The organism is Nocardioides gansuensis, assembly GCF_003076135.1.
Taxonomy (GTDB): domain Bacteria; phylum Actinomycetota; class Actinomycetes; order Propionibacteriales; family Nocardioidaceae; genus Nocardioides; species Nocardioides gansuensis.
Genome location: NZ_QDGZ01000004.1, coordinates 138,350 through 164,748, shown reverse-complemented (window position 1 = coordinate 164,748; position 26,399 = coordinate 138,350). Strand labels below are relative to the sequence as shown.

General features: G+C 70.1%; 24 protein-coding genes and 1 riboswitch. Of the genes, 13 read left to right on the top strand and 11 right to left on the bottom strand.

What is annotated here, in order from left to right; genetic code table 11:
* The 6 genes from DDE18_RS10310 (at position 1) to DDE18_RS10285 (ending at position 5,277) form a co-directional block, all read left to right on the top strand.
* A complete protein-coding gene (locus tag DDE18_RS10310) occupies positions 1-933 on the top strand; it encodes a type II secretion system F family protein (RefSeq protein WP_116572179.1) in 933 nt (310 codons plus the stop codon).
* Entirely contained in the window at positions 933-2,531 is a 1,599-nt protein-coding gene (locus tag DDE18_RS10305; RefSeq protein WP_116572178.1) for a sensor histidine kinase, read from the top strand. Before DDE18_RS10310 ends, DDE18_RS10305 begins: the two co-directional genes overlap by 1 nt.
* Positions 2,503-3,150, top strand: coding sequence for a response regulator transcription factor (locus DDE18_RS10300; RefSeq protein ID WP_211754503.1), 648 nt, complete (start codon positions 2,503-2,505; stop codon positions 3,148-3,150). Before DDE18_RS10305 ends, DDE18_RS10300 begins: the two co-directional genes overlap by 29 nt.
* A 213-nt stretch (positions 3,151-3,363) precedes the next feature.
* Entirely contained in the window at positions 3,364-3,549 is a 186-nt protein-coding gene (locus tag DDE18_RS10295) for a Flp family type IVb pilin (protein WP_116572176.1), read from the top strand.
* A 94-nt stretch (positions 3,550-3,643) separates the two neighbouring features.
* Positions 3,644-3,805: a Flp family type IVb pilin gene (locus DDE18_RS10290; RefSeq protein WP_211754502.1), complete on the top strand. Its 162-nt coding sequence runs from the start codon at positions 3,644-3,646 to the stop codon at positions 3,803-3,805.
* A gap of 8 nt (positions 3,806-3,813) precedes the next feature.
* Complete coding sequence (locus DDE18_RS10285) at positions 3,814-5,277, top strand: hypothetical protein (RefSeq protein WP_133241207.1); 1,464 nt, start codon at positions 3,814-3,816, stop codon at positions 5,275-5,277.
* Here DDE18_RS10285 and DDE18_RS10280 read toward each other — a convergent pair.
* From DDE18_RS10280 to DDE18_RS10255, 6 genes are all read right to left on the bottom strand, one after another.
* Positions 5,271-6,542 (bottom strand): M48 family metallopeptidase, encoded by a 1,272-nt coding sequence (locus DDE18_RS10280; RefSeq protein WP_245916584.1) that lies wholly within the window; start codon positions 6,540-6,542, stop codon positions 5,271-5,273. The two genes, DDE18_RS10285 and DDE18_RS10280, sit on opposite strands and share 7 nt — an antisense overlap.
* Positions 6,539-7,732, bottom strand: coding sequence for a hypothetical protein (locus DDE18_RS10275; protein ID WP_133241206.1), 1,194 nt, complete (start codon positions 7,730-7,732; stop codon positions 6,539-6,541). The genes DDE18_RS10280 and DDE18_RS10275 overlap by 4 nt, the downstream gene beginning before the upstream one ends.
* 52 nt (positions 7,733-7,784) lie before the next feature.
* Positions 7,785-8,774 carry a C40 family peptidase gene (locus DDE18_RS10270; RefSeq protein WP_116572172.1) on the bottom strand — a complete coding sequence of 330 codons (990 nt, stop codon included), beginning with the start codon at positions 8,772-8,774 and terminating at the stop codon, positions 7,785-7,787.
* A gap of 15 nt (positions 8,775-8,789) precedes the next feature.
* Positions 8,790-8,970: riboswitch (cyclic di-AMP (ydaO/yuaA leader) on the bottom strand.
* Between the two features lie 149 nt (positions 8,971-9,119).
* Entirely contained in the window at positions 9,120-9,326 is a 207-nt protein-coding gene (locus DDE18_RS10265) for a hypothetical protein (RefSeq protein WP_116572171.1), read from the bottom strand.
* Positions 9,327-9,399: 73 nt separating this feature from the next.
* On the bottom strand, positions 9,400-10,626 hold the full coding sequence (locus DDE18_RS10260; protein ID WP_116572170.1) for an NYN domain-containing protein: 1,227 nt from the start codon (positions 10,624-10,626) through the stop codon (positions 9,400-9,402).
* A 32-nt stretch (positions 10,627-10,658) separates the two neighbouring features.
* Positions 10,659-10,922: a hypothetical protein gene (locus DDE18_RS10255; RefSeq protein WP_116572169.1), complete on the bottom strand. Its 264-nt coding sequence runs from the start codon at positions 10,920-10,922 to the stop codon at positions 10,659-10,661.
* Between the two features lie 92 nt (positions 10,923-11,014).
* On the opposite strand from DDE18_RS10255, the gene DDE18_RS10250 reads away from it, so the two are divergent.
* Entirely contained in the window at positions 11,015-12,799 is a 1,785-nt protein-coding gene (locus DDE18_RS10250) for a DEDD exonuclease domain-containing protein (RefSeq protein ID WP_116572168.1), read from the top strand.
* A gap of 60 nt (positions 12,800-12,859) precedes the next feature.
* On the opposite strand, the gene DDE18_RS10245 is transcribed toward DDE18_RS10250, so the two are convergent.
* Positions 12,860-13,138, bottom strand: coding sequence for an Lrp/AsnC family transcriptional regulator (locus DDE18_RS10245; protein ID WP_116572167.1), 279 nt, complete (start codon positions 13,136-13,138; stop codon positions 12,860-12,862).
* Positions 13,139-13,293: 155 nt separating this feature from the next.
* Between DDE18_RS10245 and DDE18_RS10240 the strand changes: the two genes are divergently transcribed.
* Together DDE18_RS10240 and DDE18_RS10235 are read left to right on the top strand one after the other, a co-directional pair.
* The gene (locus DDE18_RS10240) at positions 13,294-17,421 is read left to right on the top strand and encodes an Ig-like domain repeat protein (RefSeq protein WP_133241205.1); all 4,128 of its coding nucleotides are present in this window, start codon (positions 13,294-13,296) and stop codon (positions 17,419-17,421) included.
* 123 nt (positions 17,422-17,544) lie between these two features.
* Positions 17,545-17,769 carry a hypothetical protein gene (locus tag DDE18_RS10235; protein WP_116572165.1) on the top strand — a complete coding sequence of 75 codons (225 nt, stop codon included), beginning with the start codon at positions 17,545-17,547 and terminating at the stop codon, positions 17,767-17,769.
* A gap of 225 nt (positions 17,770-17,994) precedes the next feature.
* Here the strand turns inward: DDE18_RS10235 and trpD are convergent, their stop codons facing one another.
* The 3 genes from trpD to DDE18_RS10220 form a co-directional block, all read right to left on the bottom strand.
* Positions 17,995-19,023 (bottom strand): anthranilate phosphoribosyltransferase, encoded by a 1,029-nt coding sequence (gene trpD, locus DDE18_RS10230; RefSeq protein WP_116572164.1) that lies wholly within the window; start codon positions 19,021-19,023, stop codon positions 17,995-17,997.
* 183 nt (positions 19,024-19,206) lie between these two features.
* Positions 19,207-19,620: an Rv3143 family two-component system response regulator gene (locus DDE18_RS10225; protein WP_116572163.1), complete on the bottom strand. Its 414-nt coding sequence runs from the start codon at positions 19,618-19,620 to the stop codon at positions 19,207-19,209.
* A gap of 50 nt (positions 19,621-19,670) precedes the next feature.
* Entirely contained in the window at positions 19,671-20,603 is a 933-nt protein-coding gene (locus DDE18_RS10220) for a cytochrome c oxidase assembly protein (RefSeq protein ID WP_245916583.1), read from the bottom strand.
* Between the two features lie 134 nt (positions 20,604-20,737).
* On the opposite strand from DDE18_RS10220, the gene ctaE reads away from it, so the two are divergent.
* The 4 genes from ctaE to qcrB all read left to right on the top strand — a co-directional run bounded on the left by ctaE (position 20,738) and on the right by qcrB (position 25,074).
* Positions 20,738-21,316 carry an aa3-type cytochrome oxidase subunit III gene (gene ctaE, locus DDE18_RS10215; protein WP_245916581.1) on the top strand — a complete coding sequence of 193 codons (579 nt, stop codon included), beginning with the start codon at positions 20,738-20,740 and terminating at the stop codon, positions 21,314-21,316.
* A gap of 31 nt (positions 21,317-21,347) precedes the next feature.
* On the top strand, positions 21,348-22,220 hold the full coding sequence (gene qcrC / locus DDE18_RS10210; RefSeq protein WP_116572160.1) for a cytochrome bc1 complex diheme cytochrome c subunit: 873 nt from the start codon (positions 21,348-21,350) through the stop codon (positions 22,218-22,220).
* A 65-nt stretch (positions 22,221-22,285) separates the two neighbouring features.
* Positions 22,286-23,320 (top strand): cytochrome bc1 complex Rieske iron-sulfur subunit, encoded by a 1,035-nt coding sequence (qcrA, locus tag DDE18_RS10205; protein WP_245916624.1) that lies wholly within the window; start codon positions 22,286-22,288, stop codon positions 23,318-23,320.
* Positions 23,321-23,322: 2 nt separating this feature from the next.
* Positions 23,323-25,074 carry a cytochrome bc1 complex cytochrome b subunit gene (qcrB, locus tag DDE18_RS10200; protein WP_116572158.1) on the top strand — a complete coding sequence of 584 codons (1,752 nt, stop codon included), beginning with the start codon at positions 23,323-23,325 and terminating at the stop codon, positions 25,072-25,074.
* A gap of 69 nt (positions 25,075-25,143) precedes the next feature.
* On the opposite strand, the gene DDE18_RS10195 is transcribed toward qcrB, so the two are convergent.
* Entirely contained in the window at positions 25,144-26,349 is a 1,206-nt protein-coding gene (locus tag DDE18_RS10195; protein WP_116572157.1) for a L,D-transpeptidase, read from the bottom strand.
* Positions 26,350-26,399 lie beyond the last annotated feature (50 nt).

Sequence of the window (26,399 nt, the reverse complement as noted above, 5' to 3'; positions counted from 1 at the left end):
ATGCCGGCCACCGTCTTCCTCGCCCTGGGCGCAGCACTGTTGTTCGCGGGCTTCGGAATCGTCCTGTCCATCATGGGGGTCCTGACCACCGAGCGACGCGCAGTCACCCGCTCGCTCTCGGCCATCCAGGCGCTCGACAATGCGCCCGACGTCCTCAAGCAGGAGCTCGAGCGTCCTTTCGCCGAGCGAGTCATCGCCCCTTTGGGCGAACGGCTCGTCGGCATCGGTCGGCGCCTCGTGCGGGCCGACACCGCGGACCGGATCAAGCACAAGCTCGACGTCGCGGGCAACCCGCCGGGCTGGGACGTCAACCGGATCATCGGCCTCAAGGCGCTCGGACTCGGCCTGTTCGGGATCTTCGGCCTCCTCTACGTCCTGCCGAGGGACTACACGCTGATGAAATCGGCGCTCATCTGCGGAGGCGTCGCAGCGCTCGGCTACATGATCCCCAACATCCTGCTCAACAACGCCGGCCAGAAGCGCGAGCAGCTCATGCAGAACTCGCTGCCGGACGCGCTGGACCTGCTCACGATCTCGGTCGAAGCGGGGCTCGGATTCGACGCTGCCGTCGGTCGCGTGGCCAAGAACACCACCGGCCCCCTGGCCCAGGAGTTCTCCCGACTCCTGCAGGAGATGCAGATCGGCGTGGGACGGATGGAGGCGATGCGGGCCATGGGCGAGCGCACTACCATCAAGGACCTGCAGTCGTTTTGCCTGGCCATGGTGCAGGCCGACCAGCTCGGCATCCCGATCGGCCGTGTGCTGCGCATCCAGAGCAAAGAGATGCGCACCAAGCGCCGGCAGCGTGCTGAGGAGAAGGCACAGAAGCTCCCGGTGAAGATTCTCTTCCCGCTGGTCTTCTTCATCCTTCCGTCGCTCTTCATCGTCATCATCGGGCCCGTCGTCCTGCAGATGATGGACTTCTTCGGCTGATGAACCGGACCCCCGCCTCTCCGGCGACGCACGTGGCACCGGCTGTGCGGTCGTGGCGCGTCACCACGGCTGTGAGGGCCTTCGCCCTTGCGCTGGCGACTGGACAGGTGCTGAGCGCCGACACGATCACCACCGACGTGCTTCCCCTGACCGCGCTGTTCGTCATCGCGACTGTCTGCTGCGTCCTGGACCTGGGTGTCTCTGGCCGTGCCACGCTGTGGATCCCTGTCGTCGAGGGGATGCTGGCAGCCGTCGTGCTCGCCAGTGGGATCAAGGTGACCCCGCCGTTGATGATCTATCTGGCCGTGCCACTGGTCGTGGCGGGCATCCGGCGTGGGTCCGTCACCACCCTGAACACGTTCCTGGCGACCGGCAGCACCCTCGCCGTCGCCTGGTACGGCGCGGAGGTGCTGGGGCTGGAGGCGACGTTCGCCTCCGCGGCCGTGCCATGGTTGAGCGTAGGCCTCGGCGCCGGCCTTCTCGCAGGATGGCAGACGCGGTCCCTTCGAGTCCTCGAGGCGGCCCAGGCTCCGTACGCCGCGGCTCATCAGCTGATGAGCCAGTTGCACACCCTCACGAAGGCCGGCACGGTCGGCCTCGACCCGGTGAGCTCGGCGACCGCGCTCGTCAACGAGGTGCGAGACCGCACCGGCGCCATCCGCGCGGCGCTCTACGTCTATGGAGAGTCCGGTCGACTCGACCGGCTCGTCTCGTCCGGCAACATCGACGGGTACGACGACCTCGCCGGGAGCTTTCCGGCCACACCGCCCTGGGGCTGGAGCCTCGCGGACCTTGCGCTCCCCCTGACCGTCGGTGACCACACTGCGGGGCTCCTCGTCCTGGGGCGTCACGGCGCGTGGCCCCACGAGGCCCGTGAAGTCGCTCGCAGGTCAGCCGATGAACTCGCGCTGCGACTCGAAACCACCTTGCTGTTCGATGAGGTGCGCGCGTCTGCGACTGTGGAGGAGAGGCACAGGCTGGCGAGAGAGATCCACGACGGCGTGGCCCAGGAGATCGTAGGCCTGGGCTACCTCGTCGACGAGATCGAGTCGACGACGGCCGAGCCGGGCACGCTCTCCACGGCCGAGGCCCTGCGCAACGAGATCACGCGGGTCGTCTCCGAGCTGCGCTTCTCCATCTTCGACCTGCGCCACGAGGTGGCGGAGCAGAATCTGTCGGGCGCCCTGGCCGAGTACGTGCGCGAGATCAGCGCAGGGTCGGACCTACGGGTCCACCTCCTGCTCGACGAGCAGGGCCCGCCGCTCCCCCGCCGGGTGGAGTCCGAGCTCCTCCGCATCGCACAAGAGGCACTCGGCAACGTCCGCAAGCATGCGAGAGCCAACAACGTCTGGGTCAGCCTGGTCACCGACGGGCACACACTGCGGTTGAGTGTCGAGGATGATGGCGTCGGAGCCGTCGCACCGAAGGACCGCCACTACGGTTTGCACACCATGCGTGAGCGTGCCGAGCGGATCGGTGCAGAGCTTCTCATCATCCCCAGACCGGATCGGGGTACCGCTGTGACGGTGACCTCTCGTCCGCCGCAGAGTTCAGAGGAGCCCCATGCCCATGAGCACCACAGTCCTGCTCGTCGATGACCACGAGCTGATCCGCCAAGGCCTCGCACGCGCATTCGAGCGCGACGAGGAGATGACCGTCATCGGCCAGGCCGGCACGGTGGCGCAAGGCCTCGCGGCCTTCTCCACGCTCTCACCCGACGTGGTGGTGACCGATCTCCAGATGCCCGACGGCACGGGTCTGGACATCGTCCGGGCAGCGCGGCGGCAAAGCGAGACCGTCGGCCTGGTCGTGCTCACGATGCACGCGGGCGACGACCAGATCTTCGCGGCGCTCGAGGCTGGAGCTTCGGCCTTCGTGGGCAAGAACAGCAAGGCATCGGAGGTTGTGGGCGCCGCGCGGCACGCGGCAGTTTCGCCCCGCACCTTCCTGTGCTCGGGGCTCAGTGGCGCCATGATGCGGCGGGCTGCTGGACCCAAGACGCCGCAGCTCTCCACCCGTGAGCAGGAAGTGTTCGGGCTCCTCGCAGAGGGTCTGCGCACGAGCGAGATAGCCAAGCGGCTCTACCTGAGCGAGTCGACCGCGAAGACCCACATCGCGCACATCTACCAGAAGCTCGGGGCAGCCAACCGCGCCCAGGCGCTGGTGGCGGCCATGAGGCTCGGTCTGCTCAACGAGGTCGTGCGCGACTCGTTCTGACCGACGGCGCCGGACCAGCTGGACCGGGCGACTCGACCATGCCCGATGGTGTGCACGACGGGTCTCTTAATAGTCACATCGGGCCCCCGAAGCGCGGCCGATCACCCGATCCGCCGGAAGGCCTCAGTCGCGCAGACTCTTCCATGACGGGTCCTCTTGCGGGGCCACGTAAACAACCGGACTCGGACTCATCACCCAAGAGGGAGACCCACCATGCTCGAGAAGTTCATCACCTTCATGCTCATCGGCCGCGACGAGGAGAAGGGCGCGACCGCCACCGAGTACGCGCTGCTCGTCGGCCTGATCGCCCTCGCCCTCGTCCTCGGCGTCGGCTTCTTCGGCAACACGCTCAACACCTGGTTCAACAACCTGGGCACCACGGTCTCCGGCTGGATCTGAGCCGCGCCTTCGGTCCGAGCCGGTCACGTCGTTCGTCGGCGTGACCGGCTCGGCGCATCTCCACCATCCCAGCCACATGAACCGGGGGTCTCCCATGCATCACCACCTGCGCGACGACCAGGGCGCCACGGCGACCGAGTACGCCCTGGTCGTCTTCTTCGTCGCCCTCGCGATCGTGCTCGGCGTGACCTTCTTCGGCACCAGCCTTAACGACGCATTCGACAGCTTCGGTGACTGGATCGTCGCCAACCTCTGATGCGCTCCATGAGCCTGCACGACCCCGCCGTCAACAGCCGTCTCGTCCCGGGGGCCCGACCGCCCGACGACGCTCACCCCACCTCGGCGTCATGGCTGCTTCCCACCATGGTGCTGGGCTTCTTCATCGCCTCTCTCGCCAGGCAGGCCGCCAAGCCGATCTCCGACTTCGACACCTTTTGGCACATCCGGCTGGGCGACGACATCCTGGCCAGCCGCTCGGTCCACGCACCCACGGCCTCGTGGAGCGCCCTGTCGGACCGCCCATGGGTGCCGACGCAGTGGCTGACCGAAGTCGTGGTCGCCGGTGTACACGAAGTGGCGGGGCTGCCCGGGGTTGCCTTCCTCTTCGCCACGGCGCTCTTCGCGCTCACGTGGTTGATCCACCGGCTCTGCCGGGGCCGGGCAGGTGCCACAGCCGCTGCGATGACCACCGGTCTCACGGTCGTCGCGATGAGCGGCAGTCTCTCACCGCGCCCCCACCTCGCGACGTACCTGCTCCTAGCCGTCACCCTGATCGGCTGGCTGCGCACGGCGGACGACCTGCGACCGCGCTGGTGGCTGGTCCCCCTCACCTGGGTGTGGGCGATGAGCCACGGGATGTGGTTCACCGGCCCGCTGCTTGGCCTCGTCGTCATTGGTGGCTTGGTCGCCGACCGGCGAGTCACGCGCGCGCAGGCGACGCCACTGATGGTTGTGCCCTTGCTCTCGATCGTCGTGGCTGGGCTCACTCCAGTCGGGCCAGCCCTTTGGGGCACCCCGTTCGCGGTGGCTGGAGTCGGCTCGTTCATCACGGAATGGCAGGCACCCTCGTTCCGGATGGTCGGGCCAGCAGCCGCGATGGCCCTGGTGGCACTCGTGACCCTCGTCTGGTCACGACGGCAGGAGCGTGCATCCTGGGTGGAGATCGGCGTCCTCCTGCTCGGAACGGCGTGGATCCTGCTCGCCGCCCGCACGGTCGCCCTCGGCGGACTCCTGGTGGCGCCTCTCGCGGCGAGCGCACTCCAGACCTTGGTGGGTCGACCGAGAGACGTCCCTTCACGGGCGGAGCGGCGCGTGATCGCTGGGTGGATGCTGCTCTGCCTGGCTGCGGTGGGTCTGGCGGTGCCTTCCACCGCGGCCACGCCGGCGGCGGTGCCCACGGCTCTCGACGCCGACCTCCATGATTTGCCGGACGGCTCGGTCGTGCTGAACAGCTATCAGCTCGGCGGTTGGCTGCGGTGGGCTCATCCGGACCTCGAACCCGTGGTCGATGGGATGACAGAGGCCTACTCGGTGGACCACCTCTCCGACTACCAGCGGGTCTACGCGCTCATGCCTGGCTGGCACGAGATCGTCGAGGCGTACGACGCTTCGTACGCGCTCGTGGAGGAGCAGTCTCCGCTCGCGGAGGCCCTCCGCGACAAGCGGTGGACCACGCTGGCAGAGGCCGAGGGCTACCTCCTGCTGCAGCGGGCGGCCACGCCCTACTGACCCGGTTCCAGCTGGCGCGCCACTCCGATCCGCTCCAGCGTCGCAGGATGACTCCCCCACCAGATCTGCGCCCACCGAGGCGGCGTCGGGTCAGCCAGCGCACGCACCGCGAGCCGCACCTGCATCCGCTCGAACGCCTCGGCATCGCGGGTGGCAGTCAGCGCGTCCACGTCGGCCCGGGTCTCGATCCGGCGGCTGATGCCGCTCTCGACTGGCGCGGTCATGAGCGTCGCCACTGCGACGAGCGCGAGAATCCGCGGCACCGAGGACGCGTCCGCCGCCCGCTGCCCCAGCAGGAGCCCCAGCGCCGCCACTCCGAGTGCCGAGCCGAGCGCCCCGAGGCCGGTGCCGAGCAGCACGTCGTCGTGCCGGGCATGGGCCAGCTCGTGGGCGACGACGGAGAGCGCCTGGTCCTGCGGCAGGTCCTCGACCAGGGTGTCGTAGACGACGACCCGGCGGCTCCCCCACAGCCCGGACACGTAGGCGTTGAGTGTGGTCGTACGACGCGAGGCGTCCGCCACCAGCACGTCCTCGATGACCACGCCCTCGCGGTCGGCGAGCTCGAAGATCTCGGTCCTCAGCGGACCGTCAGCCAGCGGCTCGAACGAGTTGAAGAGCGGCTCGACCAGGACCGGATAGACGAACGACCCGAGCACGACCAGCGCCGCCACCGCGCCACCCGCCAGCCAGGTCCACCACACCCGCCACCTGCGGGCGCAGCCGATCACGACCAGCAGGGCCAGCCAGGTGACGACCACCGAGATGAGCTCGCTGACCACGACGTCGCGCGCCCAGGCCGCCCAGCCCTGTGTCGACAGTCCGTGCTCCAGGCGGTGGCGGTGGGCCAGCCCCGAGATGGGCAGCGTGAGCCAGCGGACCAGCAGGTGCACCAGCAGCACCCCGGCGAGCGCCTGGACCCACCAGGGTCCCGGCACCCGGGAGACCAGTCGCGCACCCCAGCGCGTGAAGCCGACGAGGCAGGTCGTGGCGAGCGAGATCGCCAGCCCGATCCAGCCGAGCCAGCGGGCGACGCGGGAATAGGCCTCTCCGGCCGCGATCTGCTTGGCGGTGAAGACGTCGGTCGCGGCTACGGGCTCGACACGGCCTCCGGGCACGGGGTCCCAAGGCACCGCAGCCCAGGCGAGCACCAGGAAGCCCACGGTGCAGATGAGGGCAAGTGCCAGGGCGGGTCTCGACTCCGCTCGACCGGCCGACTCAGCTCGACCAGCCGCCTCCTCCCGCTCCATCTGCTCAGGGTCGCTCACGACGCCAGCCTGCGCAGGTCGGCACGCCACAGGTCCTCGAGCTCGGCGAGCGACAGCCCGGCGTGGGTCGCGACTGCGCGGGCCACGGGCACGCCGTCGCTGGCGGCGGCGTACACCGCCACCAGCGCGTCCTCTCCCGCCCGCTCCGCGAGCGTGCGGCAGGCCAGCCACGCCAGCTCATAGCTGGCTTCCAGGTCGGGAGCCGACGTGCCGAAGTCGTCATCGGACGGCAGGTGCTCGGGCACACCGTCGCGCCGCACGAGGGCGATCGCGCGGCCCGCGGTCGTCGACAGCGGCAGCTTCACGTCGCGCAGCGCGACGTAGTCGGCGAAGCCCTCGAGCAGCCAGAGGTCCACCGGGCTCGTGGCCGCATCCGTTGCCACGTGCACGAGCTCGTGGCTCATCACCACCTGGGCGCCGTCGACCCGCAGCCTCCGGGTGACGTCGGGGTTGACGAAGACGTGCACCGGCGAGCCGGGGTCGTTGGAGCGGTCCACGGTGGTCGTGACCGCGGCGATGCCCGCATAGGTGCCAGCCGGGCTGTCGAGCGCGGCGTCGAGCTCGGCTGCGGTGCCCGGGACCTCCACGACGACGGACGGCTGCCACTGCGGCAGCACGCGCCTGACCACGGGGATCGCGCGGCGCACGCGTTGCACGACCTCCCGGGTCTCCCGCCTGCTGCCGTCGACCAGCACCAGGCTCCGGGCGGTGCGCACCACCTCCACCGGCCCCGCAAGCCAGACCGGCGTGTAGTCGCCGCCACCGCCGAGCCGCACGATGCCGATGCCGTCGCGGTCATCGGGCGCGAAGGCCACCTGCATCTCGCCGCCGACCGCCCTGGAGTCGAAGCCGTCGAAGGCGAACCGGACGTCGACGGCTGCGTTCCACGAGCCGTCCGGAGCGACCGCGCCCACCTGGTCGACGTACCTCAGGTCGAACCCACGGACATGTAGGGCCTCCGCGTTCGCGACCACGGTGGCGAGCAGCTCCCCCGGCTCGGCGTCGCCGTCCGGGGCGAGGCCGGCCGCGCCCTCCTCGTCCCCCGCGGCCACGGCGTCCTCGAACGCCTCCAGCAGTGCGGAAGCCTCACCCGGCGAGGCGGTGCGTACGGCGGGCGGCGCGCTGTCGACCTCGTGCTCGTCGCCGCGAACGAACAGTACGGCCGCGACCAGGGCCAGCACTGCGGACAACGAAAGACCGGCCACCCACCAGCGGGGGTGACCGGTCCTCGACGGGGGCTGGTCAGCCAGGGCGGACCGCGCCGACGTAGGGCATGGAGTGGAGGCCGGTGACCTGGACGCCGGTGCTCGGGTTGGCCGCGTGCACGATCAGGCCGTTGCCGATGTACATGCCCACGTGGCTGATCGGGCTGTAGTAGAAGACCAGGTCGCCCGGCTGGAGGGCGCTGACCGGGATGTGCGGGCCGGAGCCGTACTGCGCGCTGGACGAGTGGGGCAGGCCGACGCCCGCAGCACCCCAGGCGCGCATGGTGAGGCCGGAGCAGTCGAAGGCGCTCTCGCCCGTGGCGCCGTAGACGTAGGCGTCGCCGACCTGGGCCATGGCGTAGGAGATGGCAGCAGCGGCGCGGCCGGAGGCGGGCACCGAGCTGGGCATGCGGGTGACGCCGCCGCGGGAGGCGAGCACGCGCTCGCGCTCCTCCTCCTCGAGGTCGGCCAACACGTCCTTGGCCTCGTCGAGCTTCTCGTCGATCGTCTTCTTCTCGGCCTCGAGCTGCGCCGTCTTCTTCGCGATCTCCGCGGCCCGCTCGGCGGTGGCCTCACGGCGGAGGTCGAGGGCCTGCAGCTCGGTGGAGTAGCGGGAGAAGAGGCTCTCCTGCATCTCTCCGAAGGCGGACATCGTGGAGAGCTGTCCCAGGAAGGACTCGGGGTCCTCGGAGACGAAGACCTGGCCGACGGTGGAGATGCCCTCACCCTGGTATTGGCGGAGGACGACGTCGGTCACCTGCTCGCGCACGTCTTCGAGCCGGTCGTCCTGACGCTCCTCGTCGGAGCGGACGGCGGCGAGGTCCTTGCGGAGCTCGGCGAGGTCGAGCTTGGCGTCGTTGTAGCGCTCGGAGGCCTGTTCGGCCTCGTGGTAGAGCCGCTCGACCTTGGCCTTGACGGTCTTGATGTCCGGCTCGGCGGACGCTGGGGAGGAGGGAACGAAGCCGAGTGCTGCGAAGGTGGTGAGGCCGAGGATGGCGCTGCCGATGCGCTTGCGGTCACGAGCCACGTGCGGGGGTCTCCCTCAATTAGTCGTCCGCCTACCGGGTGAGCTGACGGGTTCGGGCACGACCTGCCCTACGTCGTCTCCTCGCCTCGCGGCGCCTTGACGGCGATTCACCCCAGGGGGAAGTGGTTCCCCGGCTCCCGTCCACTCCCGCCGGCATGCCGGACGGTGAGCCTCAGGGATTCGGCGTGGTGACCGCGCGGATCCGAATGATCCACTTCCACGGTCACCTCTGGGCGCTCAGACTAGTGGTGCTCCGCGCGGCGCGCCAAACGAGGTCGGCAGGTCGAGCGAAGTGCGGCCCGGCTGGTCGAGCGAAGTCGAGACCCCGACGGCCCCTTGCGCGCGTCAGGCCGACTCGATGATCGGGGCCGGCATCGGGGTGACGAGCCGCAGTGGAGGCACCAGGCCGCCCGCCGCCAGGGCATCGAGCGCCTCTCGGTCGCCGTCGTCGAGGATGAGCTCGTCAGGCGGACCCAGCAGCACGGTCACGACGCAGTCGTGGCAGTGCAGCCCGCGGACGAGGCAGGTGTCGCAGTCGATGTGCGTGGTCATGCCGGGGACGCTGGCAGGGGCCACCGACAACGAGCCCCGTACGCCGCGGCCACCGGCGTGTCGCGCCGTCGGCTCAGGTCTCGATCAGGGCCACCAGGGCGTCCGAGGACACCACCCGGGCCCCGGCCCTTGCCACGTCGGTCGCGAGCTCCTGATCACTCGTCACCACGACCACCACCCGCCCGACGGGCTCGGCCGCGACCAGCTCGCGGATCACGTCGTCGGCGATGACGCCCTCGGGGCTGAAGACCACCCGGACGCCCCGCGGCTGGACGGTGACCGGTCGGGTCGTCGACGACGCCGCGTCGAAGACCACCGTAGTCTCCGCACCGGTGCGGCCGGCCAGCGGCGCGAGGGCTTGCACGAGCCGGATGCGCTGCGCCTCCAGCGAGCTGCTCGGCCAGGCCGCCTTGCTCACGTTGTAGCCGTCGATCACCAGCCGTGATCTCGGCATGGCCAGTAGCTGTTCGAGCGCGACAGGGCCAGCTGCACGGCCCGCGGCCTCCGCTCCCGCGACGAGGCGACCCTCGACCTGGTCGCCGGGCGCGCCCTCGACGGCCGGCAGTGCCAGCTCCCTGCGGAGCCCGGCGGCGGCCTCCAGGACCGTGTCGAGCAGGTATCGCGCCCGGAGGGTCGCGGCGTCACGCCCCTCACGCACCTCCTTCCGGCCGGCGGCGAGTCCTGCGGTCGCCTCGTCCAGCCGGGCGCGGAGGCGGCGTACCTCTGCCTGCGCGCGCTCGGCGGCCTCGGTGGCGGCGCCCTGCGCACGACGCATGGCCTCCTCCGCCTCCTGGCGGGCGGCCTCGCTCTCGCGCAGCTGGGCCCGTGCCTCGCCCAGCTTGCGGCGGAGTGTGGCGTTGTCCGACTTGAGCTCGTCGAGGCGATGCCGCTGCGCGGCACGGAAGTCGCGCAGCTCGCGCTGGAGCGAGGCCACCTGCTCGCGCGCCCGGTCGAGCTCCGCGCTGTCGACACCCCGGGTGGCCGACGACTCCCCGGTGAGGCTCCCGAGCGTCGCCTCGAGCTCCTCCTGCCATCCGTCGCCGCGGGCGAGCCAGAGCAGGGCGGCACGGGTCGGCGCGTCGCTGTCCAGGTCGAGGGCGGAGACCTGGGTCGCGACTCGCTCGCGGAAGTCGTCTTCCTCGAGTGCCGACCAGATGCTCGAGGCACCCAGCCGGGCGCGGCGCGCCGGAGCGAAGGCCGCGACCCGCCGCAGCGCCGGCGGCAGCGGCGTCACCACGGGCAGCACCTGGGCCGCCAGGGCCAGCACGCGTGCCCGCACGCGCTCCGGGAGCTCGGGCATGTCAGCCCTCTGCCTTGAGTCCGGGCCTCGACTCAGCCTGCGGTCGAGGGGTCGGTGGACGCCTCGGCCTCGTTGCGGTCGACGCGCTCGATGGCGTCGTCGCGACCGCACCAGCGGCAGGACACGCGCTCGACCGTCTCGTCCTTGACCTCGGTCGACTCGACCCGGTGGTCACCGGCGAGGTCGAAGTGCCAGAACTCGGTGGTGCGCCGCGTGCGCGTGACGTCGAAGCGGGTCAGGTTGCCGCAGCCACCGCAGCGCCAGCGGTGGGTGGCGTCGGGGATCTCGTGGCTCACGGGTGCTTCTCCTCCGGTCGGCGTGGCGGCGCTGCCAGCGTAGTGCGCGCGTCGCCGCGGGATTGTCGGTGGTCCGCCCTAGCGTCCTCGACATGAGCAGTGCCGCACGAGCCCCCCAGTCCCGATGGGAGGACCAGCGGAGCTTCGACGAGCTGGGGCGGCCGTTGCGGGACACCACCTTCTGCGTGGTGGACCTCGAGACCACGGGGGGCTCCGCGGCGGGTGGCTCGATGATCACCGAGATCGGCGCGGTGAAGGTGCGCGGCGGCGAGGTGCTCGGGGAGTTCCAGACGCTGGTCAACCCGCGCGCCGAGATCCCCGCGTTCATTGCGGTGCTCACCGGCATCACCAACTCGATGGTCGCCGACGCCCCGTCGATCGACTCGGCCCTGCCGGCGTTCCTGGAGTTCGCGGCCGGCACGGTCCTGGTCGCGCACAACGCGCCCTTCGACGTCGGCTTCCTCAAGCACTTCGCCGAGCAGCTCGGCCAGCCGTGGCCTCGCTTCGAGGTGCTGGACACGGCCAAGCTGGCCCGTCGCGTGGTGACCCGCGACGACGCGCCCAACTGCAAGCTCTCCTCGCTCGCCAAGGCGTTCGGGTCGTCCACGACGCCCAACCACCGGGCGCTGGCCGACGCCCGAGCCACGGTCGATGTGCTCCACGGCCTGATGGAGCGGCTGGGTGGCCTGGGCGTGCATACGCTCGAGGAGCTGCAGACCTTCAGCAGCCGGGTCACGGCCGCCCAGCGCCGCAAGCGCCACCTGGCCGAGGCCCTCCCGCACGCCCCGGGCGTCTACCTCTTCCGAGACGACCGCTCCCGCGTGCTCTACGTCGGCACGTCCAAGGACCTGCGCACACGGGTGCGCACTTACTTCACGGCCTCGGAGACCAGGTCCCGGATGGGCGAGATGGTCGGCCTGGCGGCGTCGGTGACAGGCATCGAGTGCGCCACCCCGCTCGAGGCCGAAGTGCGCGAGCTGCGCCTCATCGCGGAGCACAAGCCGAAGTACAACCGCCGCTCCCGCTTCCCGGAGAAGGTGCACTTCGTCAAGCTCACCCGCGAGGCGTGGCCGCGTCTCTCCTTGGTCCGGCGGGTGCTCGATGACGATGGCGACTACCTCGGTCCCTTCTCTTCGAGGCGCACGGCCGAGAAGTGCCTGGCCGCGCTGCACGAGACGTTCCCCGTGCGCCAGTGCAGCGACCGGCTCGGCAAGGAGCCGTCCCGCTCCCCCTGCGTGCTCGCCGAGATGCGCCGGTGCCTGTCTCCCTGCGACGGCAGCGCCGACGAGGCGACGTACGCCGCGGTGGTGCGGCAGCTGCGCGACACACTGCTCCGCCGGCCGGACGAGGTCGTCGAGGCGATCAACCGGCGGATGACCGCGTTGGCCGAGCTCGAGCGCTTCGAGGAGGCCGGGATGCACCGCGACCGGCTCGCCACCTTCATCCGGGCGGCCGCGCGCACGCAGCGGCTCTCGGCGCTCACCCGGTGCCCGGAGGTCGTCGCGGCCAGACGTGAGGACGACGGCCGGTGGTCCGTCCACGTCGTCCGGCATGGGCGGCTGGCCGCTGCCGGAGTGATCCCGCCCGGCGCCGACGCCCACCAGTTCGTGCGCGAGCTGCGCGCCTCCGCCGAGACCGTGGCGCCCGCCCCCGGGCCGGTGCCCGCGGCGACTGCGGAGGAGACCGAGCGCATCCTGCGCTGGCTCGAGGCACCCGGCCTCCGGCTGGTGGACGTCGACGGCGAGTGGGTCTGCCCGGTTGCCGGCGCGTCCCGGCACCTCGCGGTCTACGACGCCGTCAACCAGTCACGTCTCTCGCTCGTGCCTTTCGACGAGCAGCGCGGGCTGCTCCGGCCCGAGCACCAGCCCGCCCGCTGATCCGACGCCCCACTCGCTGGTCGAGTAGCCGACCGAGGGACGAGAGAGGCGTATCGAGACCTAGTCAAGCCCCAGCGAGAACGCCGACTCCAGGTCGTGTCGCGAGTAGGTGCGGAAGGCGATGTGCGTCTCCGTTGCCGTCACACCAGGCACCTTGTTGAGCCGGTCCGCGACGACGGCCGCGACGTCGTCGTGCGCCCTGACCCGCACGAGCGCGATCAGGTCGATCTGCCCGGTGACGGAGTAGACCTCGCTCACGCCGTCGAGGGCGGCAATCGCCTCGGCGACCTCGGGGATGCGCGCGACGTCGGCCTTGACGAAGACGATGGCGGTGATCATGGGGACACGGTAGCGGGGCCGTTGGCTCTCTAGGTGGTTAGGCCTTTCGGCGGCATTCACTAGTCCGTTGGGGCCACTCGCCTCCATTCAGACCCGCAGGCGGGGTGGGCCGTCCTAGGTTCGGCGGGTCCGCATTGTCTGCAGGGGAGCTCCGGATGACACGCACGCACGAGCGCCGAGCCCATGTTGCGGGGGCCGCCGCGGCGCTGGCACTTGGCCTGGCCGTCAGCCTCAGCGGACCGGCGCCGCTCGCCAGCGCCGTACCGCCGGATGCCCCCGGGTCTCTGTCCGTGCAGCAGCCCGACGACGCCACCAGCATCCTCACGTGGGCGCACGCAGGAGGAGCATCGCGCTACGAGGTGCAGGTCGATGACGACGCAGGCTTCGGGAGCCCCTACGCCACCGTGCAGACGGTCAACAACACGTACATCCCGACGATGAACCTCAAGTCCGGAACGAACTTCTGGCGCGTGCGGGCCCTCAACTCCGCGAGCGAGTCGTCGTCCTGGTCGGATCACTCCTTCGGCAATCCGGCCTTGAAGGTGCCTGTCCCGGCCTCTCCGGCCGAGGGTGCGGTCCTCGTCCAGCCGGCCAATCCACCGCTGCTGTCCTGGACCGGTGTCCCCTCCGCCACGTCGTACTCGGTGGAGGTGGATGGCGACAACGACTTCGTCGGGGCGTTCAGCTACACGACCCAGACCACTTCGCTCGTGGTCCCCGACCCCCTTCAGGACGGCGACTGGTACTGGAGGGTCACAGCCAGCAAGGGCCCGGGCTTCGCATCCATGCCGAGCAACGCCTCGCGCTTCGTCATCTCCCCGCTCGCCGCGCCCACGATCACCTCGCCGCCCGACAATCCGGACATCGAACTCCAGGACGTCGTCTTGGACTGGGCTCCGGTGCCGGGCGCCAAGTCCTACGACGTACAGGTCGCGACCAACACCGACTTCACCGTCGGAGGCTCCCTCATCGAGGAGAAGCTCGGCATCCTCGGTACGCGCTACTCGCCGCCGATTACCTACAACAACAACCAGTACTTCTGGCGGGTGCGGGCGGTCGACCTGACGGGGCACGCGACGCCGTGGACCGAGTCCCACTTCAGCTTCAACCGCACCTATCCGTACGTGCCCGAGCCCGTCTACCCCGCTAAGGCGACGCTCGAGACCGTCGGCGCGCCGTTCCACTTCCAGTGGCGCTCGGTCAAGCACGCATCGGAGTACGAGCTCCAGGTCGGCACACAGAGCAACTTCTCCGCGGGCACCTTCGACAGCTGCCGCATTGCCGGCACCACGTTCACGCCCGGCGCATTCGCCGTGAACACGAACGGGCAGCCCAGCACCAACCGAATCAACGAGGACTGCCTCCCGCAGGCGGGCGCGATCAACTACTGGCGCGTGCGCCCGCTCGACCGCCCCCGCACCCAGCCCGGCGAGATCCCCGGCGTGCAGGGCCTCTACTCCCCCACCCACTCCTTCATCTATCAGCCGCTGAGCGTCAAGAACCTGTCGCCCTCGGGTGGGGAGACAGTCGACGTGCCGACTCTGACGTGGGACCCCGTGATCGGCGCGGAGACGTACGAGATCAGGATCAGGCGGGCCAACGGCTCCGAAGTCGACAGCGCGACGACCTCGTCGACCTCCTACACGATGGACGGCACCACGCCGCTGGACCCCGCCAACAACCCCCACCGCTGGGAGATCATGGCGGTCAACGCCAAGGGCGAGCGCTCGGTCAACTACATCAACACGTTCAACGTCTCGGGGTCCGTGCCGAGCGAGCCGGAGCCGGGCCTCACCCCCTTGTCGCCCACAAGCTCGACTCCGGGCATCCAACAGGCCCCCTCCCTCACTTGGTCGCCGCTGCCCGCCGCACACCACTACGCGGTGCTGATCGGCAACGCCACCGACGAGGATCCCGCTACACCAGGTCCCGACCAGGTGTGGTTCGGACACGGAGCAGGAGACCTGTTCGGCCAGCCCGTCCCCTATCCAGCGATGACGGACACGTCGAAGCGTCTGCTCGAGCCCGGCAGCTATGACTGGAAGGTCATGGCCTTTGCCGCCGACGACACGATCTTGGCCACAGGGCCCGAGGGGCGCTTCACCGTCCAGCCGCTTACTTCAGTGACCGGCCACGCGGTGGCGCTCGACGGCGGAGAGCTGGCGCTCTTCGAGGCTGACCCGCCCACCGGCACGCCGTGCGTCCCGGGCTCGGGCCCGTGCACGGTGCCTGCCACGCCGGTGCTGCGTTGGACCCCTGACGTGCGGGCGTCCTTCTACATGGTCTACGTCAGCGAGGACGCCAGCTTCACGAACCTGATCGAGCCGAGCAGCGCGATCCCAGCGACGGCGAACACCTATTACGCCCCGACCCTCGACAACCAGGACCACACCTACGCCGATAACCAGGCAGGACAGGCCTACTACTGGCACATCAGGCCCTGCCGGACGATCGGTAACTGCGGGCCAGATCCGGTCTCCACCATCGGCAACGCCCAGCACAGCTTCGTCAAGCAGTCTCCGGCAGTCGGCGGGGACGCGTTCGCCGGCTCAATCGGACTCACTTCGAGCTCACCGGCAGGCACCGAGATCACATTCTCCTGGGACAACTACTTCGACACCAACCGCGCTGCCCTCTGGGCTCGGACCGGTGAGGAGCGCCCCCAGGCCGCGAAGCAGTACCGCATCCAGGTGGACGACGACCTGTCGTTCGCGGCGCCGCTCGTCGACGAGCGCGTGGTCGATCAGACGACCTACACGGCCTTCGATCGCCTCTACCCCGAGGGCACCTTCCACTGGCGGGTCCAGGCCATCGACTCCGACGACAACGGCTTGACCTGGTCGACCGTCAAGACGTTCACCAAGCAGAGCCCGCAGGTCAGTCTCACGTCCCCGGTGGGCCAGCAGGTGGTCGCCGGCACGACTCCCCTGCGCTGGGCGTCCCAGGCCTTCGCCAGCTCCTACGAGGTCGAGGTCTACAAGAACAACGACGCGACGTTCTCGAGCGCCAACAAGGTGTTCGGCAAGACCAACCTCAAAACACCGGCATACGCCCACAACGTTCCCCTGTCACCCAGTCCACAGCCTTACATCTGGCGCGTGCGGCGGACCGACGCCGACGGCAACAAGGGGCCGTGGTCGGAGCCCGGCCGCTTCTTGGTGAGCTCCGGCGCGATGTCGATCGTCTCGCCCGCCAACGGCGGCTCGCAGCCCGCGAACGCGCCGGTGCTGCAGTGGGCCCCGGTCGCCGGGGCGTCCACTTACGCGGTCCAGGTCAGGCCAGCCTCGGGATCGGGTGCGACCGTCAACACGACGACTGTCGCCTCGGGCTACGCGGCCGTCTCCACCCTAGGCACCGGCACCTACGTCTGGACCGTGACCGCGAAGGACCCTGGCGGCAACGCCATCGGCTCGGCCGAGGGCACCTTCTCGGTCGACGCCAGCGTCGGGGTCGTCCAGGGCGCCCAGATCCACGCCCCGACCGGCACAGGCGTGGGCCAGACGGTGACGAGCACGCTGCCGACGTGGAACCAGGCAGGAGTGACCAGCACCTACCAGTGGCTGCGCGACGGCGCGAACATCGGCGGCGCCACCGCCGCGACGTACGTCCTGTCGGCGGCTGACTACGGCAAGAGCGTCTCACTCAAGGTGACCGGCAAGAAGGACGGCTTCTCCGACGGCACGTCCGTCAGCAACAGCATCGGGGTCTCGGCTGGTGGCGCGCTCCAGGCGACGGCCCCGCCGGCCATCACCGGGACAGCCGTGGTGGGCAACTCCCTGAGGGTGTCCACCGGCTCCTGGGCCGAGCCCGGCGGGACCTTCGGCTACCAGTGGCTCCGCACCGGTGCACCTATCCCTGGGGCGACCACCCCGTCCTACACGCTGAAGCCAGGGGACGCGGGGAAGGACATCTCCGCCACCGTCACTGCCAGGAAGGCCGGGTTCTCGGACGGTGCAGCCGCCGCAGCCGCCGTGGCGGTGCCGAAGCTCGTCTCGTCGACTGTCGCCACTCTCTCGAAGACGCGCACGTCGCCGGCGAAGCGGGTCAAGATCGGCATCACCGTCACCGTGCCTGGCGTGAAGGGTCCAGTGGGTCCGATCAAGGTCTACGACGGCGCCAAGCGCCTCAAGACGCTGACCCTCGTCTCCACCCGCGACGGGAAGATCGGCTGGCGGCTGCCGAAGCTGAAGGTCGGCAAGCACAAGATCAAGGCCGTCTACAGCGGCAACGCTTCCACCGCATCGTCCAAGTCCAAGATCGTCAAGCTGTACGTCGTCCGGTGAGGGCTCACTCCGCCGGAGGCGGCGGAGTGAGCCGACGCGGATAGCATCCGGCAAGTGACCTGGCTCGACCTCATAGGCTGAACGGCAGTGCCCTGCTGGTCTTCTCCCTGCCAGTCGCGGGTCTTGCGCTTCCGGGTGCTCGACCTCATCGCCGCAGCGTACGTGGACCTGGACTACGTCGCGCCCCGTTACTGCGACTTCTCACCCGGTGAGTTCGTCTGCGGGCGGAGCGGGATGCTGACCGATCACGGGCTGAGTCGTGTCGTCACGTCCCCGACGATGGTCGCGCCCTACTACGACCGTGTCGGCTTCCGGCGCGAGGGCGCGGGCTTCGTGCTCGACCCGTGACCCGACGCCCCAGCAAGTTTTCCTTGGCGCGACGCGCGCCGGCTCCTACCCTTGAAGTCTTCCAGAAGGGTTGCGTGCCGCGGATGTTCAGGAACGGCTGGCTCAACAACAACGTCGTCATCGGCGCGATGTTCTTCGCGCTGGTCGTGCTCAACGCGGTCGCGGTCATGCAGGGGTGGTACTCCGGCTGAACGCCGGACGCTTCCGCTAAGTGGGTCGTGCCCCTCAGCGCGCCGTCGCAGCGACCCAGCGCTCGAGGGTCGCAGCAGCGGACCCGTTGTCGATCGCGTTCGCGGCGCGCTGGATGCCCGCGGCCAGCGCCTCGTCGACCGGCAGCTCCGGCGCCCCGTGCACGGCGAGGGCGGCCCCGGCGTTGAGCACCACGGCGTCCCGGACCGGGCCCTTCTCGCCGGCGACCAGGCGGCGTACGACCTCGGCGTTGTGCTCGGCGTCGCCGCCGCGCAGGTCCTCGGTCGTCGCGGGAGCGATGCCGTACGCCGCGGGGTCGACCTTGGTCTCGTTGACCTCACCGGCGTGTACCGCCCAGACCGCGGAGGTGGTCGTCGTGGTGAGCTCGTCGAACCCGTCGTCCCCACGGAAGACCCACGCGTCCACGCCGCGGCTCGCGAAGACCCCGGCCATCACCGGCGCCATCCGCCGGTCCGCGCAGCCGATCGCCTGAGCGGCCGGGCGGGCCGGGTTGGTGAGCGGGCCGAGGAAGTTGAAGGTCGTGCCGATGCCGAGCTCGCGCCGCGCGACCGCGGCGTGGCGCATGGCCGGATGGAACGTCGCCGCGAAGCAGAACGTGATGCCTGCCTCCTCGGCCACCTCGGCGACCCGGGCGGGCGGCAGGTCCAGGCGTACGCCGAGCCGCTCGAGGACGTCGGCGGAGCCCGACTGGGACGAGGCCGACCGGTTGCCGTGCTTGACCACACGCGCTCCGGCGCCTGCGGCGACGATCGCCGCCATAGTGGAGATGTTCACCGACATCGAGCGGTCGCCGCCGGTGCCGACGACGTCGAGAAGGCGCCCGGGGACGTCGATGGTGTTGCCGGCGGCCAGCATCGCGTCCGCACAGCCGCCCAGCTCCTCGACCGTCTCGCCCTTCGCACGCAGCGCGACAGCGAAACCGGCGATCTGGGCGGGCGTCGCCTCTCCGGCGAACACCTGCCCCAGGGCCCACTCGGCCTGCTCGGCGGACAGGTCCTGACGGGAGACGAGGGTCGAGAGCACCTCTGGCCACGTGTGCGTCATGGCGCCGAGTGTTCCAGACGTACGCCGCGGCGCCGGGGCAGTCTCGACTTCGCTCGACCGGCCGGGGACGGCGCCGGGGGTCTCGATACGCGCCCTCCTTCGTCGGGCGCTACTCGACCACCGAGGACCAGCGCGACTCGACCACCGAGGACCAGCGCTGCTCGACCAGCGAAGGGCCGTCCGTCAGGCCGTGGTGGCGGGGACGCGCGAGCGCAGCAGGTCGACGACCACGTCGGCCAGCTGGATCGGGTCGATCGGGTGCGCCACCGCCGCGTCTGCACGCGACCAGGTGGCGAGCCAGGCGTCCTGCGGCCGCCCGATCAGCACCAGGATCGGCGGGCACTGGTAGATCTCGTCCTTGAGCTGCTTGGCGATGCCCATCCCACCGGCCGGCACGGCCTCGCCGTCGAGGATCGCCAGCGCGATGCCGCCGGCATCCATGTTCTGGATGACCACGGGCTCCGTCGCGACCTCGACGTACTGCAGCTCCGGCAGGTCCGGGTGCGGCCGGCGGCCGAGCGCGAGGATGACCTGCTGGCGGGTGTTGACGTCGTCGCTGTAGACGAGGACCTTCAACGGCGTGGTGGTGTCGGTCACGTGGGCATAGTAGTGCCCGGGGTTTCGAGACGGGGCCTGGACGGCCCTCCTCAACCACCGGGCGGCGGCTGCTCGCGGCGGGCGCGGGCCTCCATCATGTCCAGCCGCCGGTCCTCCCGCTTCGCCTCCGCCATCGACGAGCGGACCCACTGGGTGAAGAGCACCGCGAAGAACACCAGGCCGATGAGGTCTCCCGCGCCCCACAGGATCCCGCCGGCGAGGTGCTGCTCCTCGTACGGGTCCGGCAGCCACGCCCCCATCGGCCCCTCCCGGAGCGCGAGGTAGTGCTCGCCCCCGATCAGCGTGCTCTGCCCCATGATCGTGACGCCCAGGAAGGCGTGGAACGGCAGCGTCAGCACCGTGAGGAGCACGCGGAACGGGTAGCCGACCCGGCCGGGCAGCGGGTCGATGCCCATGAGCGGCCAGAAGAACAGCGCGCCCACCGCCACCAGGTGGACGTGCATCATCTCGTGGACGTACGCCGACGCCAGGGACGCGTCGTACCAGCTCGAGAAGTAGAGCGCCCACGGCGACACGACGTAGAGCAGGAACGCCAGCGGGGGGAACGAGAGCACCTTGGCCACTCGTGAGTGGAGTACGGCGAGCAGCCAGCGCCGCGGCCGGGCCGGGAGCGTGCGGAGGGCGAGCGTGACGGGCGCGCCGAGCGCCAGCGACAGCGGCACCACCATCGACAGCACCATGTGCTGCACCATGTGCACGCTCAGCAGGGTGGTGTCGTAGCGGCCCAGGCCCGACTGCGTCGCGAAGAAGAACGACCCCATCCCGGCCACGACGAAAGCCAGGGTCCGGCCCACCGGCCAGCGGTCCCCGCGGCGCGTCAGCACGGCCACGCCCCACAGGTAGAGACCGGCGACCCAGACGGCCAGGACGAAGGGCAGGGGGTCGATCCCCCAGTCCGTGAAGACCCGCGCGAGCGTGAATCTCGGAAGGACCTCGTCGGTCGTCAGTACGGGATGGATCACCCCATGAACGATATGACTCTCAAAGACAGGGGGTCGGGGTGCCCTCGGGTCCCACTCACGACATAATGGCGCCCGTGGCGACAGCAACAGCGATTCCGGCATCCCGACTTCATGGGCACCACGACCGGCCGAGCATGGTCAGCGTCGGGACGATCATCTGGCTCTCCAGTGAGCTGATGTTCTTCGCGGCCCTCTTCGCGGCCTACTTCACCATCCGCGCCGTGAGCCCGGACCTGTGGGCCCAGGAGACCGCGAAGCTCAACGTCCCCTTCTCCACGGTCAACACCGTCATCCTGGTGCTGTCGTCGGTCACCTGCCAGCTGGGCGTCTTCGCCGCCGAGCGCGGCCAGGTCGGCCGCACGGGCTCGGTGCTCAAGGTCGGCGGCTGGGGCCTCCGCGAGTGGTTCATCCTCACCTACGTCATGGGTGCGGTGTTCATCGGCGGCCAGGCCCTGGAGTACGCCGAGCTGATCCACCAGGGCGTGACCATCCCGAGCTCCGCCTACGGCACGATGTTCTACCTGACGACCGGCTTCCACGGCATCCACGTGACCGGTGGTCTCGTGGCCTTCCTGTTCGTGCTGGGCCGCACCTACATCGCCCGCCGCTTCACCCACGAGCAGGCGGTCAGCGCCATCGTCGTGTCCTACTACTGGCACTTCGTCGACGTCGTGTGGATCGGCCTCTTCGCCACGATCTACCTCATCAAGTGACAGCTCGACCCGGATCAAGACAGGACTCAACGTGCGTTTGCTGAACCGCTCCGCTGGTCGGCTCTCACAGCATCGTCGCGGCCCCCTCGCCGGCCTCGTCGTACTGCTGCTCGGCCTCCTCCTGACCGGCGGTCTCTACACCGTCCTCGCCCCGGCCCAGGCCCAGAAGGCCGAGTCCGACGCCGAGCTCGTCGCCAAGGGCCGCGAGCTGTTCCTGGTCGGCTGCTCCTTCTGCCACGGCCAGAACGGCGAAGGCATCTCGACCGCCCGCCCCGGCTACCAGATCGGCCCCTCGCTGGTCGGCGTCGGCGCCGCCGCGGTCGACTTCCAGGTCGGCACCGGCCGCATGCCGATGGCCCAGCCCGGCGCCCAGGTGCCGCGCAAGGAGGTCCAGTACAGCGAGGAGGAGATCGCCGCCCTCGCCGCGTACGTCGCGTCGCTGGGCCCCGGCCCCGCCATCCCCTCCGAGCAGGACTACTCCCTCGAGGGCCTCTCGGAAGAGGAGCGCGAGGAGGCGGTCGTCCGCGGCGGCCAGATCTTCCTGACCAACTGCACCGCCTGCCACAACTTCGACGGCTCCGGCGGAGCCATGCCCCAGGGCGGCTACGCGCCCCAGGTGCGTGGCGTCGAGCCCAAGTACATCTACGAGGCCATGCTGACCGGCCCCCAGGCGATGGACAACTTCACCAACGGCAACCTCTCCCCCGAGATGAAGCGCGACGTCATCGCCTACCTCCAGTCCCTCGAGACGACCCCCGAGTACGGCGGGTTCGGCATGGGCGGCATCGGCCCCGTCGCCGAGGGCCTGTTCGCCTGGCTCGTCGGCATCGGCTCGCTCGTGGGCTTCGCCGTCTGGATCGCCGCGCACACCACGCGCACTAGCAAGGACAAGGTGGAGGCCTGATGAGCGACCACACCCCCAGCACTGTGCCCAGCCAGGGCGACGGGCACGGCGCCCAGGTCGCGACCATGCACGAGGCCGACCCGATCGCCGACCCGGGCGTGCACCCCCACCAGTGGCGCCCGACCGACGTGGACGAGCGCGCCGCGAAGCGCGCCGAGCGCCAGGTGGCCAGCCTCTTCGGGCTGTCCGCGGTCTTCGCGATCCTGTTCTGCGTCGCCTACTTCACCCTGGAGATCGGCGACAACCACGACACGTTCCTCGGCATGGGCGCCTCCACCGTGGCCCTCGGCACCAGCTTCGGTGCTGCCCTGCTGCTGATCGGGGTCGGCATCATCCAGTGGGCCCGCAAGCTCATGGGTGACCAGGAGATCGTCGAGATGCGCCACCCGGCTCACTCCACCGACGAGGACCGCGACAAGGTCCTCGCCGACCTCAAGACGGGCATCGAGGAGTCGGGCATCGTCCGCCGCACCCTCGTGCGCAACTCGCTGCTGGGCGCCGTCGGCATGCTCGGCCTGCCCGCCGTCGTACTGCTCCGCGACCTCGGTCCCACGCCGGGCCAGGTCGTCGGCGAGTACGAGGGCGCGGGCCTCGAGCACACGCTGTGGACCGAGGGCATGCGGGTCGTGCGCGACGTCGTCGGCACGCCCATCAAGGCGTCCGACCTCGAGGTCGGTGACCTGGTCAACGCCGAGCCCGCCGCCATCTTCGAGACCGACGAGCACGGCGAGCACCTCATCGAGGGCGTCGAGCTGCAGATCGCCAAGTCGAAGGCCGCGCTGATCCTCCTGCGCATGGAGCCGGACGACATCACGCCGGGTCGCGGCCGGGAAAACTGGACCGTCGACGGCATCGTCGCCTACTCCAAGATCTGCACCCACGTCGGGTGCCCGATCTCGCTCAACGAGCGCACCACCCACCACCTGCTGTGCCCCTGCCACCAGTCGACCTTCGACCTGGCCGACAGCGGTAGGGTGGTCTTCGGACCGGCCGCGCGGGCACTGCCCCAGCTCCCGCTCGCGGTGGACGAAGAGGGCTACCTCGTCGCGCAAAGCGACTTCACCGAACCCGTCGGCCCGAGCTACTGGGAGCGTGGCTGAACATGGACACCACCAAGATCGCCTCCACGAACGGCACGACGGCGGCCACGACCGGCAGGCCGTCGCCCCTCGCCGGCGTCGGGACCTGGGCCGACGAGCGCCTCGGCCTGGCGACCGCCATGAAGAAGCAGATCCGCAAGGTCTTCCCCGACCACTGGTCCTTCATGCTGGGCGAGATCGCGCTGTGGAGCTTCGTCGTCCTGCTGCTCTCGGGCGTCTTCCTCACCCTGTGGTTCACGCCGAGTATGGCGGAGATCCAGTACGAGGGCTCCTACGACCAGCTCCGCGGCATCCACATGTCCGAGGCCTACGCCTCGACGCTGAACATCTCGTTCGACGTGCGCGGCGGCCTGTTGATGCGCCAGATGCACCACTGGGCGGCGATGCTCTTCATCGCGGCGATGCTGGTGCACCTGATGCGCGTGTTCCTCACCGGCGCCTTCCGCAAGCCGCGCGAGCTCAACTGGGTGATCGGCGGCGTGCTGATCCTGCTGGGCATCGTCGAGGGCTTCGCGGGCTACTCCCTCCCCGACGACCTGCTCTCCGGCACCGGCCTCCGCATCGCGGACGGCCTGGTCAAGGCCACTCCGGTGGTCGGCACCTACATGTCGTTCTTCATGTTCGGTGGCGAGTTCCCCGGTGAGCTCATCATCCCCCGCCTCTACATCGCCCACGTGCTGCTGATCCCCGGCCTGATCCTGGCCCTGATCGCCGCCCACATGCTGCTGCTCGTCTACCACAAGCACACGCAGTGGCCTGGCCCCGGCCGCACCGAGCAGAACGTCGTCGGCTACCCGCTGCTCCCGGTGTACGCCGCCAAGGCCGGTGGCTTCTTCTTCATCGTCTTCGGCGTGTGCGCCACCATGGGCGGCTTGCTGGCCATCAACCCCGTCTGGAAGTACGGCCCCTACGACCCGTCCAAGGTGACCGCTGGCTCCCAGCCCGACTGGTACATGGGCATCGCCGAGGGCCTGCTGCGGATCATGCCCGGCTGGGAGACCCACATCTTCGGGGTCACCATCTCCTGGAACGTCTTCCTGCCCGGTCAGATCGCGCCCGTCGCGCTGCTGATGATGGTGCTGGCCTGGCCGTTCCTGGAGGCCTGGGTGACCGGTGACAAGCGCGAGCACCACCTGCTCCAGCGCCCGCGCAACGCCCCGACCCGCACCGCGTTCCTCGCGGCGATGATCACCGCCTACGGCCTGCTCTGGGCCGCCGGCGGCAACGACATCCTGGCGCTCAAGTTCAACCTGAACCTGAACTACATCACCTACTTCATGCGGGTCGCGATCTTCGTCGTCCCGGTGCTGGTCTTCTTCCTCGCCCGTCGCTGGTGCATCTCGCTGCAGCGCCACGACAACGAGGTGCTGCTGCACGGCTACGAGACCGGCATCATCATGCGGTCCCCGGAGGGCGGCTACTCCGAGCGCCACCTGCCGATCAGCACGGAGCGGGCCTACTCGCTCACCGCACGCGACCGTGACGTGGTGGTCCCGGACCCCCAGCCCACCGACGGCCAGGGCGTGCGGGACAAGGGCTACCCGGTCCGCAAGCTCCGGGCCAGGCTCTCGCAGGGGATGTTCGCCAACAACGTCCAGAAGCCGACCACGTCCGAGCTCGAGGAGGCGCACCACCACGCCGAGCACGAGCACGAGCTGGAGCACGCGTCCGGCATGGACCGGCCGGCCGACGGCCACCAGTTCGACGGCCACGCCGACCACACGCCCGACGAGGCCCCGCTCCGCGGCCACTGAGGCGTGCTGGACTGACGCAGGCGAGAAGGGCCCGGACCGATTGGTCCGGGCCCTTCCGCTTGCTCGGCGTCAGCCGAGGGCGGAGCCGGCCTTGTAGTCGGCGTAGGAGGCGTTCCAGTCGCCGTAGCCGTTGGTGAGGTCCATCCAGCGGTCGGTGCCGGTCACCTCGACGACGTCGCCGCGCTTGGACACGTCGTAGACCCAGGCGGCATCGCGGGTGCTCATGCCGACGCAGCCGTGGCTGACGTTGGCACTCCCCTGCGACCCCACCGACCAGGGTGCGGCGTGGAGGAACTCCCCGGAGTAAGTCACGCGGAGGGCGTACTCCACGTCCTCGATGTTGTAGTACTCCGGGTCGCCCTCGGCGATGCCGGTCGTGGCGGCGTCCATCGTCTTGAAGCGGTGCTTCTCGATGACCACCTTGGTCCCCGAGCGGGTCTCGAAGCCGGGCTTGCCGGCGCTGACCGGCGTGGTGCGGGCGAGCGCACCGTTGATGTAGGTCTTCATCACGTGCGCCGCGGCATCGACGCGGTGGATCACCGAGTCGCCGATGTCGAAGGACACCGTGCGGTCCTCCTGGCCGTAGACCCCGCCGCCGGCGGGCAGGCTGTTGAGGTCGAGGTCGACCGTGACGTCGGTGCCGGGCTTCCAGTAGGTCCTGGGACGCCAGTGGGCCTCGCGGTCGCTGAGCCAGTGCCAGGTGCCGGGCTGGGCGGGCTCGCTGGTGACCCGCATGTGCCGCTCGAAGGCTGCCTTGTCGGTGACCGCGACGTCGAAGGAGACGATGACGGGCATGCCGACGCCGACGGTCTCCCCCTCGAGCGGCGCCACGGCTGCGAACGTCTGCTCGTCGAGCGTGAGGTCCTGGGTGTGCAGCTGGCTGCGGTCGCGCTGCACGGTGCCGTCGGCGCGCTCGGAGACCGTGCGGACCACGTAGTCGGTGCCGGGCTCCAGGCGCTCCGTGGCGCGCCACGCGGAGCCCGAAAGCTTTCCGGGCAGGGCACCGGCCTCGGACGTCACCCGCACGCGGCGCAGCGTGCCTCGCGCCGCCCGCACCCTCAGCAGGCGGTCGACCGGCACGGCGGTTGTGTCGCGGGAGTTGAGGCGCACCTTCACGCGCGCGGCCTTGCCCGCGGCGGTCGCGTCGTCGCCCGGGATCAGGTCGGCCGGCGATGCGTCACAGCCCGCGAGGCCCGCGGTCACCAGCACGGCGGCAGCGGCGAGCGACGTACGGCGGCGGGCCGGCGCGCTGGCGCGACCGAGCGTGGCTGGCATGGCGAGTCCCCCGTGCTGACGTGGATGAGCCCAGACAGCCTAACTGCCAC

What these genes read in the sequence shown, in the direction of transcription:
- DDE18_RS10290 (WP_211754502.1), top strand. Translation starts at nt 3,644, where the DNA reads ATGCATCACCACCTGCGCGACGACCAGGGCGCCACGGCGACCGAGTAC.
- DDE18_RS10310 (WP_116572179.1), top strand. Translation starts at nt 1, where the DNA reads ATGCCGGCCACCGTCTTCCTCGCCCTGGGCGCAGCACTGTTGTTCGCG.
- DDE18_RS10245 (WP_116572167.1), bottom strand. Translation starts at nt 13,138, where the DNA reads ATGATCACCGCCATCGTCTTCGTCAAGGCCGACGTCGCGCGCATCCCC.
- qcrA (WP_245916624.1), top strand. Translation starts at nt 22,286, where the DNA reads ATGCACGAGGCCGACCCGATCGCCGACCCGGGCGTGCACCCCCACCAG.
- DDE18_RS10265 (WP_116572171.1), bottom strand. Translation starts at nt 9,326, where the DNA reads ATGACCACGCACATCGACTGCGACACCTGCCTCGTCCGCGGGCTGCAC.
- DDE18_RS10260 (WP_116572170.1), bottom strand. Translation starts at nt 10,626, where the DNA reads ATGCCCGAGCTCCCGGAGCGCGTGCGGGCACGCGTGCTGGCCCTGGCG.
- DDE18_RS10285 (WP_133241207.1), top strand. Translation starts at nt 3,814, where the DNA reads ATGAGCCTGCACGACCCCGCCGTCAACAGCCGTCTCGTCCCGGGGGCC.
- ctaE (WP_245916581.1), top strand. Translation starts at nt 20,738, where the DNA reads ATGGTCAGCGTCGGGACGATCATCTGGCTCTCCAGTGAGCTGATGTTC.
- DDE18_RS10295 (WP_116572176.1), top strand. Translation starts at nt 3,364, where the DNA reads ATGCTCGAGAAGTTCATCACCTTCATGCTCATCGGCCGCGACGAGGAG.
- DDE18_RS10300 (WP_211754503.1), top strand. Translation starts at nt 2,503, where the DNA reads ATGAGCACCACAGTCCTGCTCGTCGATGACCACGAGCTGATCCGCCAA.
- DDE18_RS10250 (WP_116572168.1), top strand. Translation starts at nt 11,015, where the DNA reads ATGAGCAGTGCCGCACGAGCCCCCCAGTCCCGATGGGAGGACCAGCGG.
- DDE18_RS10305 (WP_116572178.1), top strand. Translation starts at nt 933, where the DNA reads ATGAACCGGACCCCCGCCTCTCCGGCGACGCACGTGGCACCGGCTGTG.
- trpD (WP_116572164.1), bottom strand. Translation starts at nt 19,023, where the DNA reads ATGACGCACACGTGGCCAGAGGTGCTCTCGACCCTCGTCTCCCGTCAG.
- DDE18_RS10240 (WP_133241205.1), top strand. Translation starts at nt 13,294, where the DNA reads ATGACACGCACGCACGAGCGCCGAGCCCATGTTGCGGGGGCCGCCGCG.
- DDE18_RS10195 (WP_116572157.1), bottom strand. Translation starts at nt 26,349, where the DNA reads ATGCCAGCCACGCTCGGTCGCGCCAGCGCGCCGGCCCGCCGCCGTACG.
- qcrB (WP_116572158.1), top strand. Translation starts at nt 23,323, where the DNA reads ATGGACACCACCAAGATCGCCTCCACGAACGGCACGACGGCGGCCACG.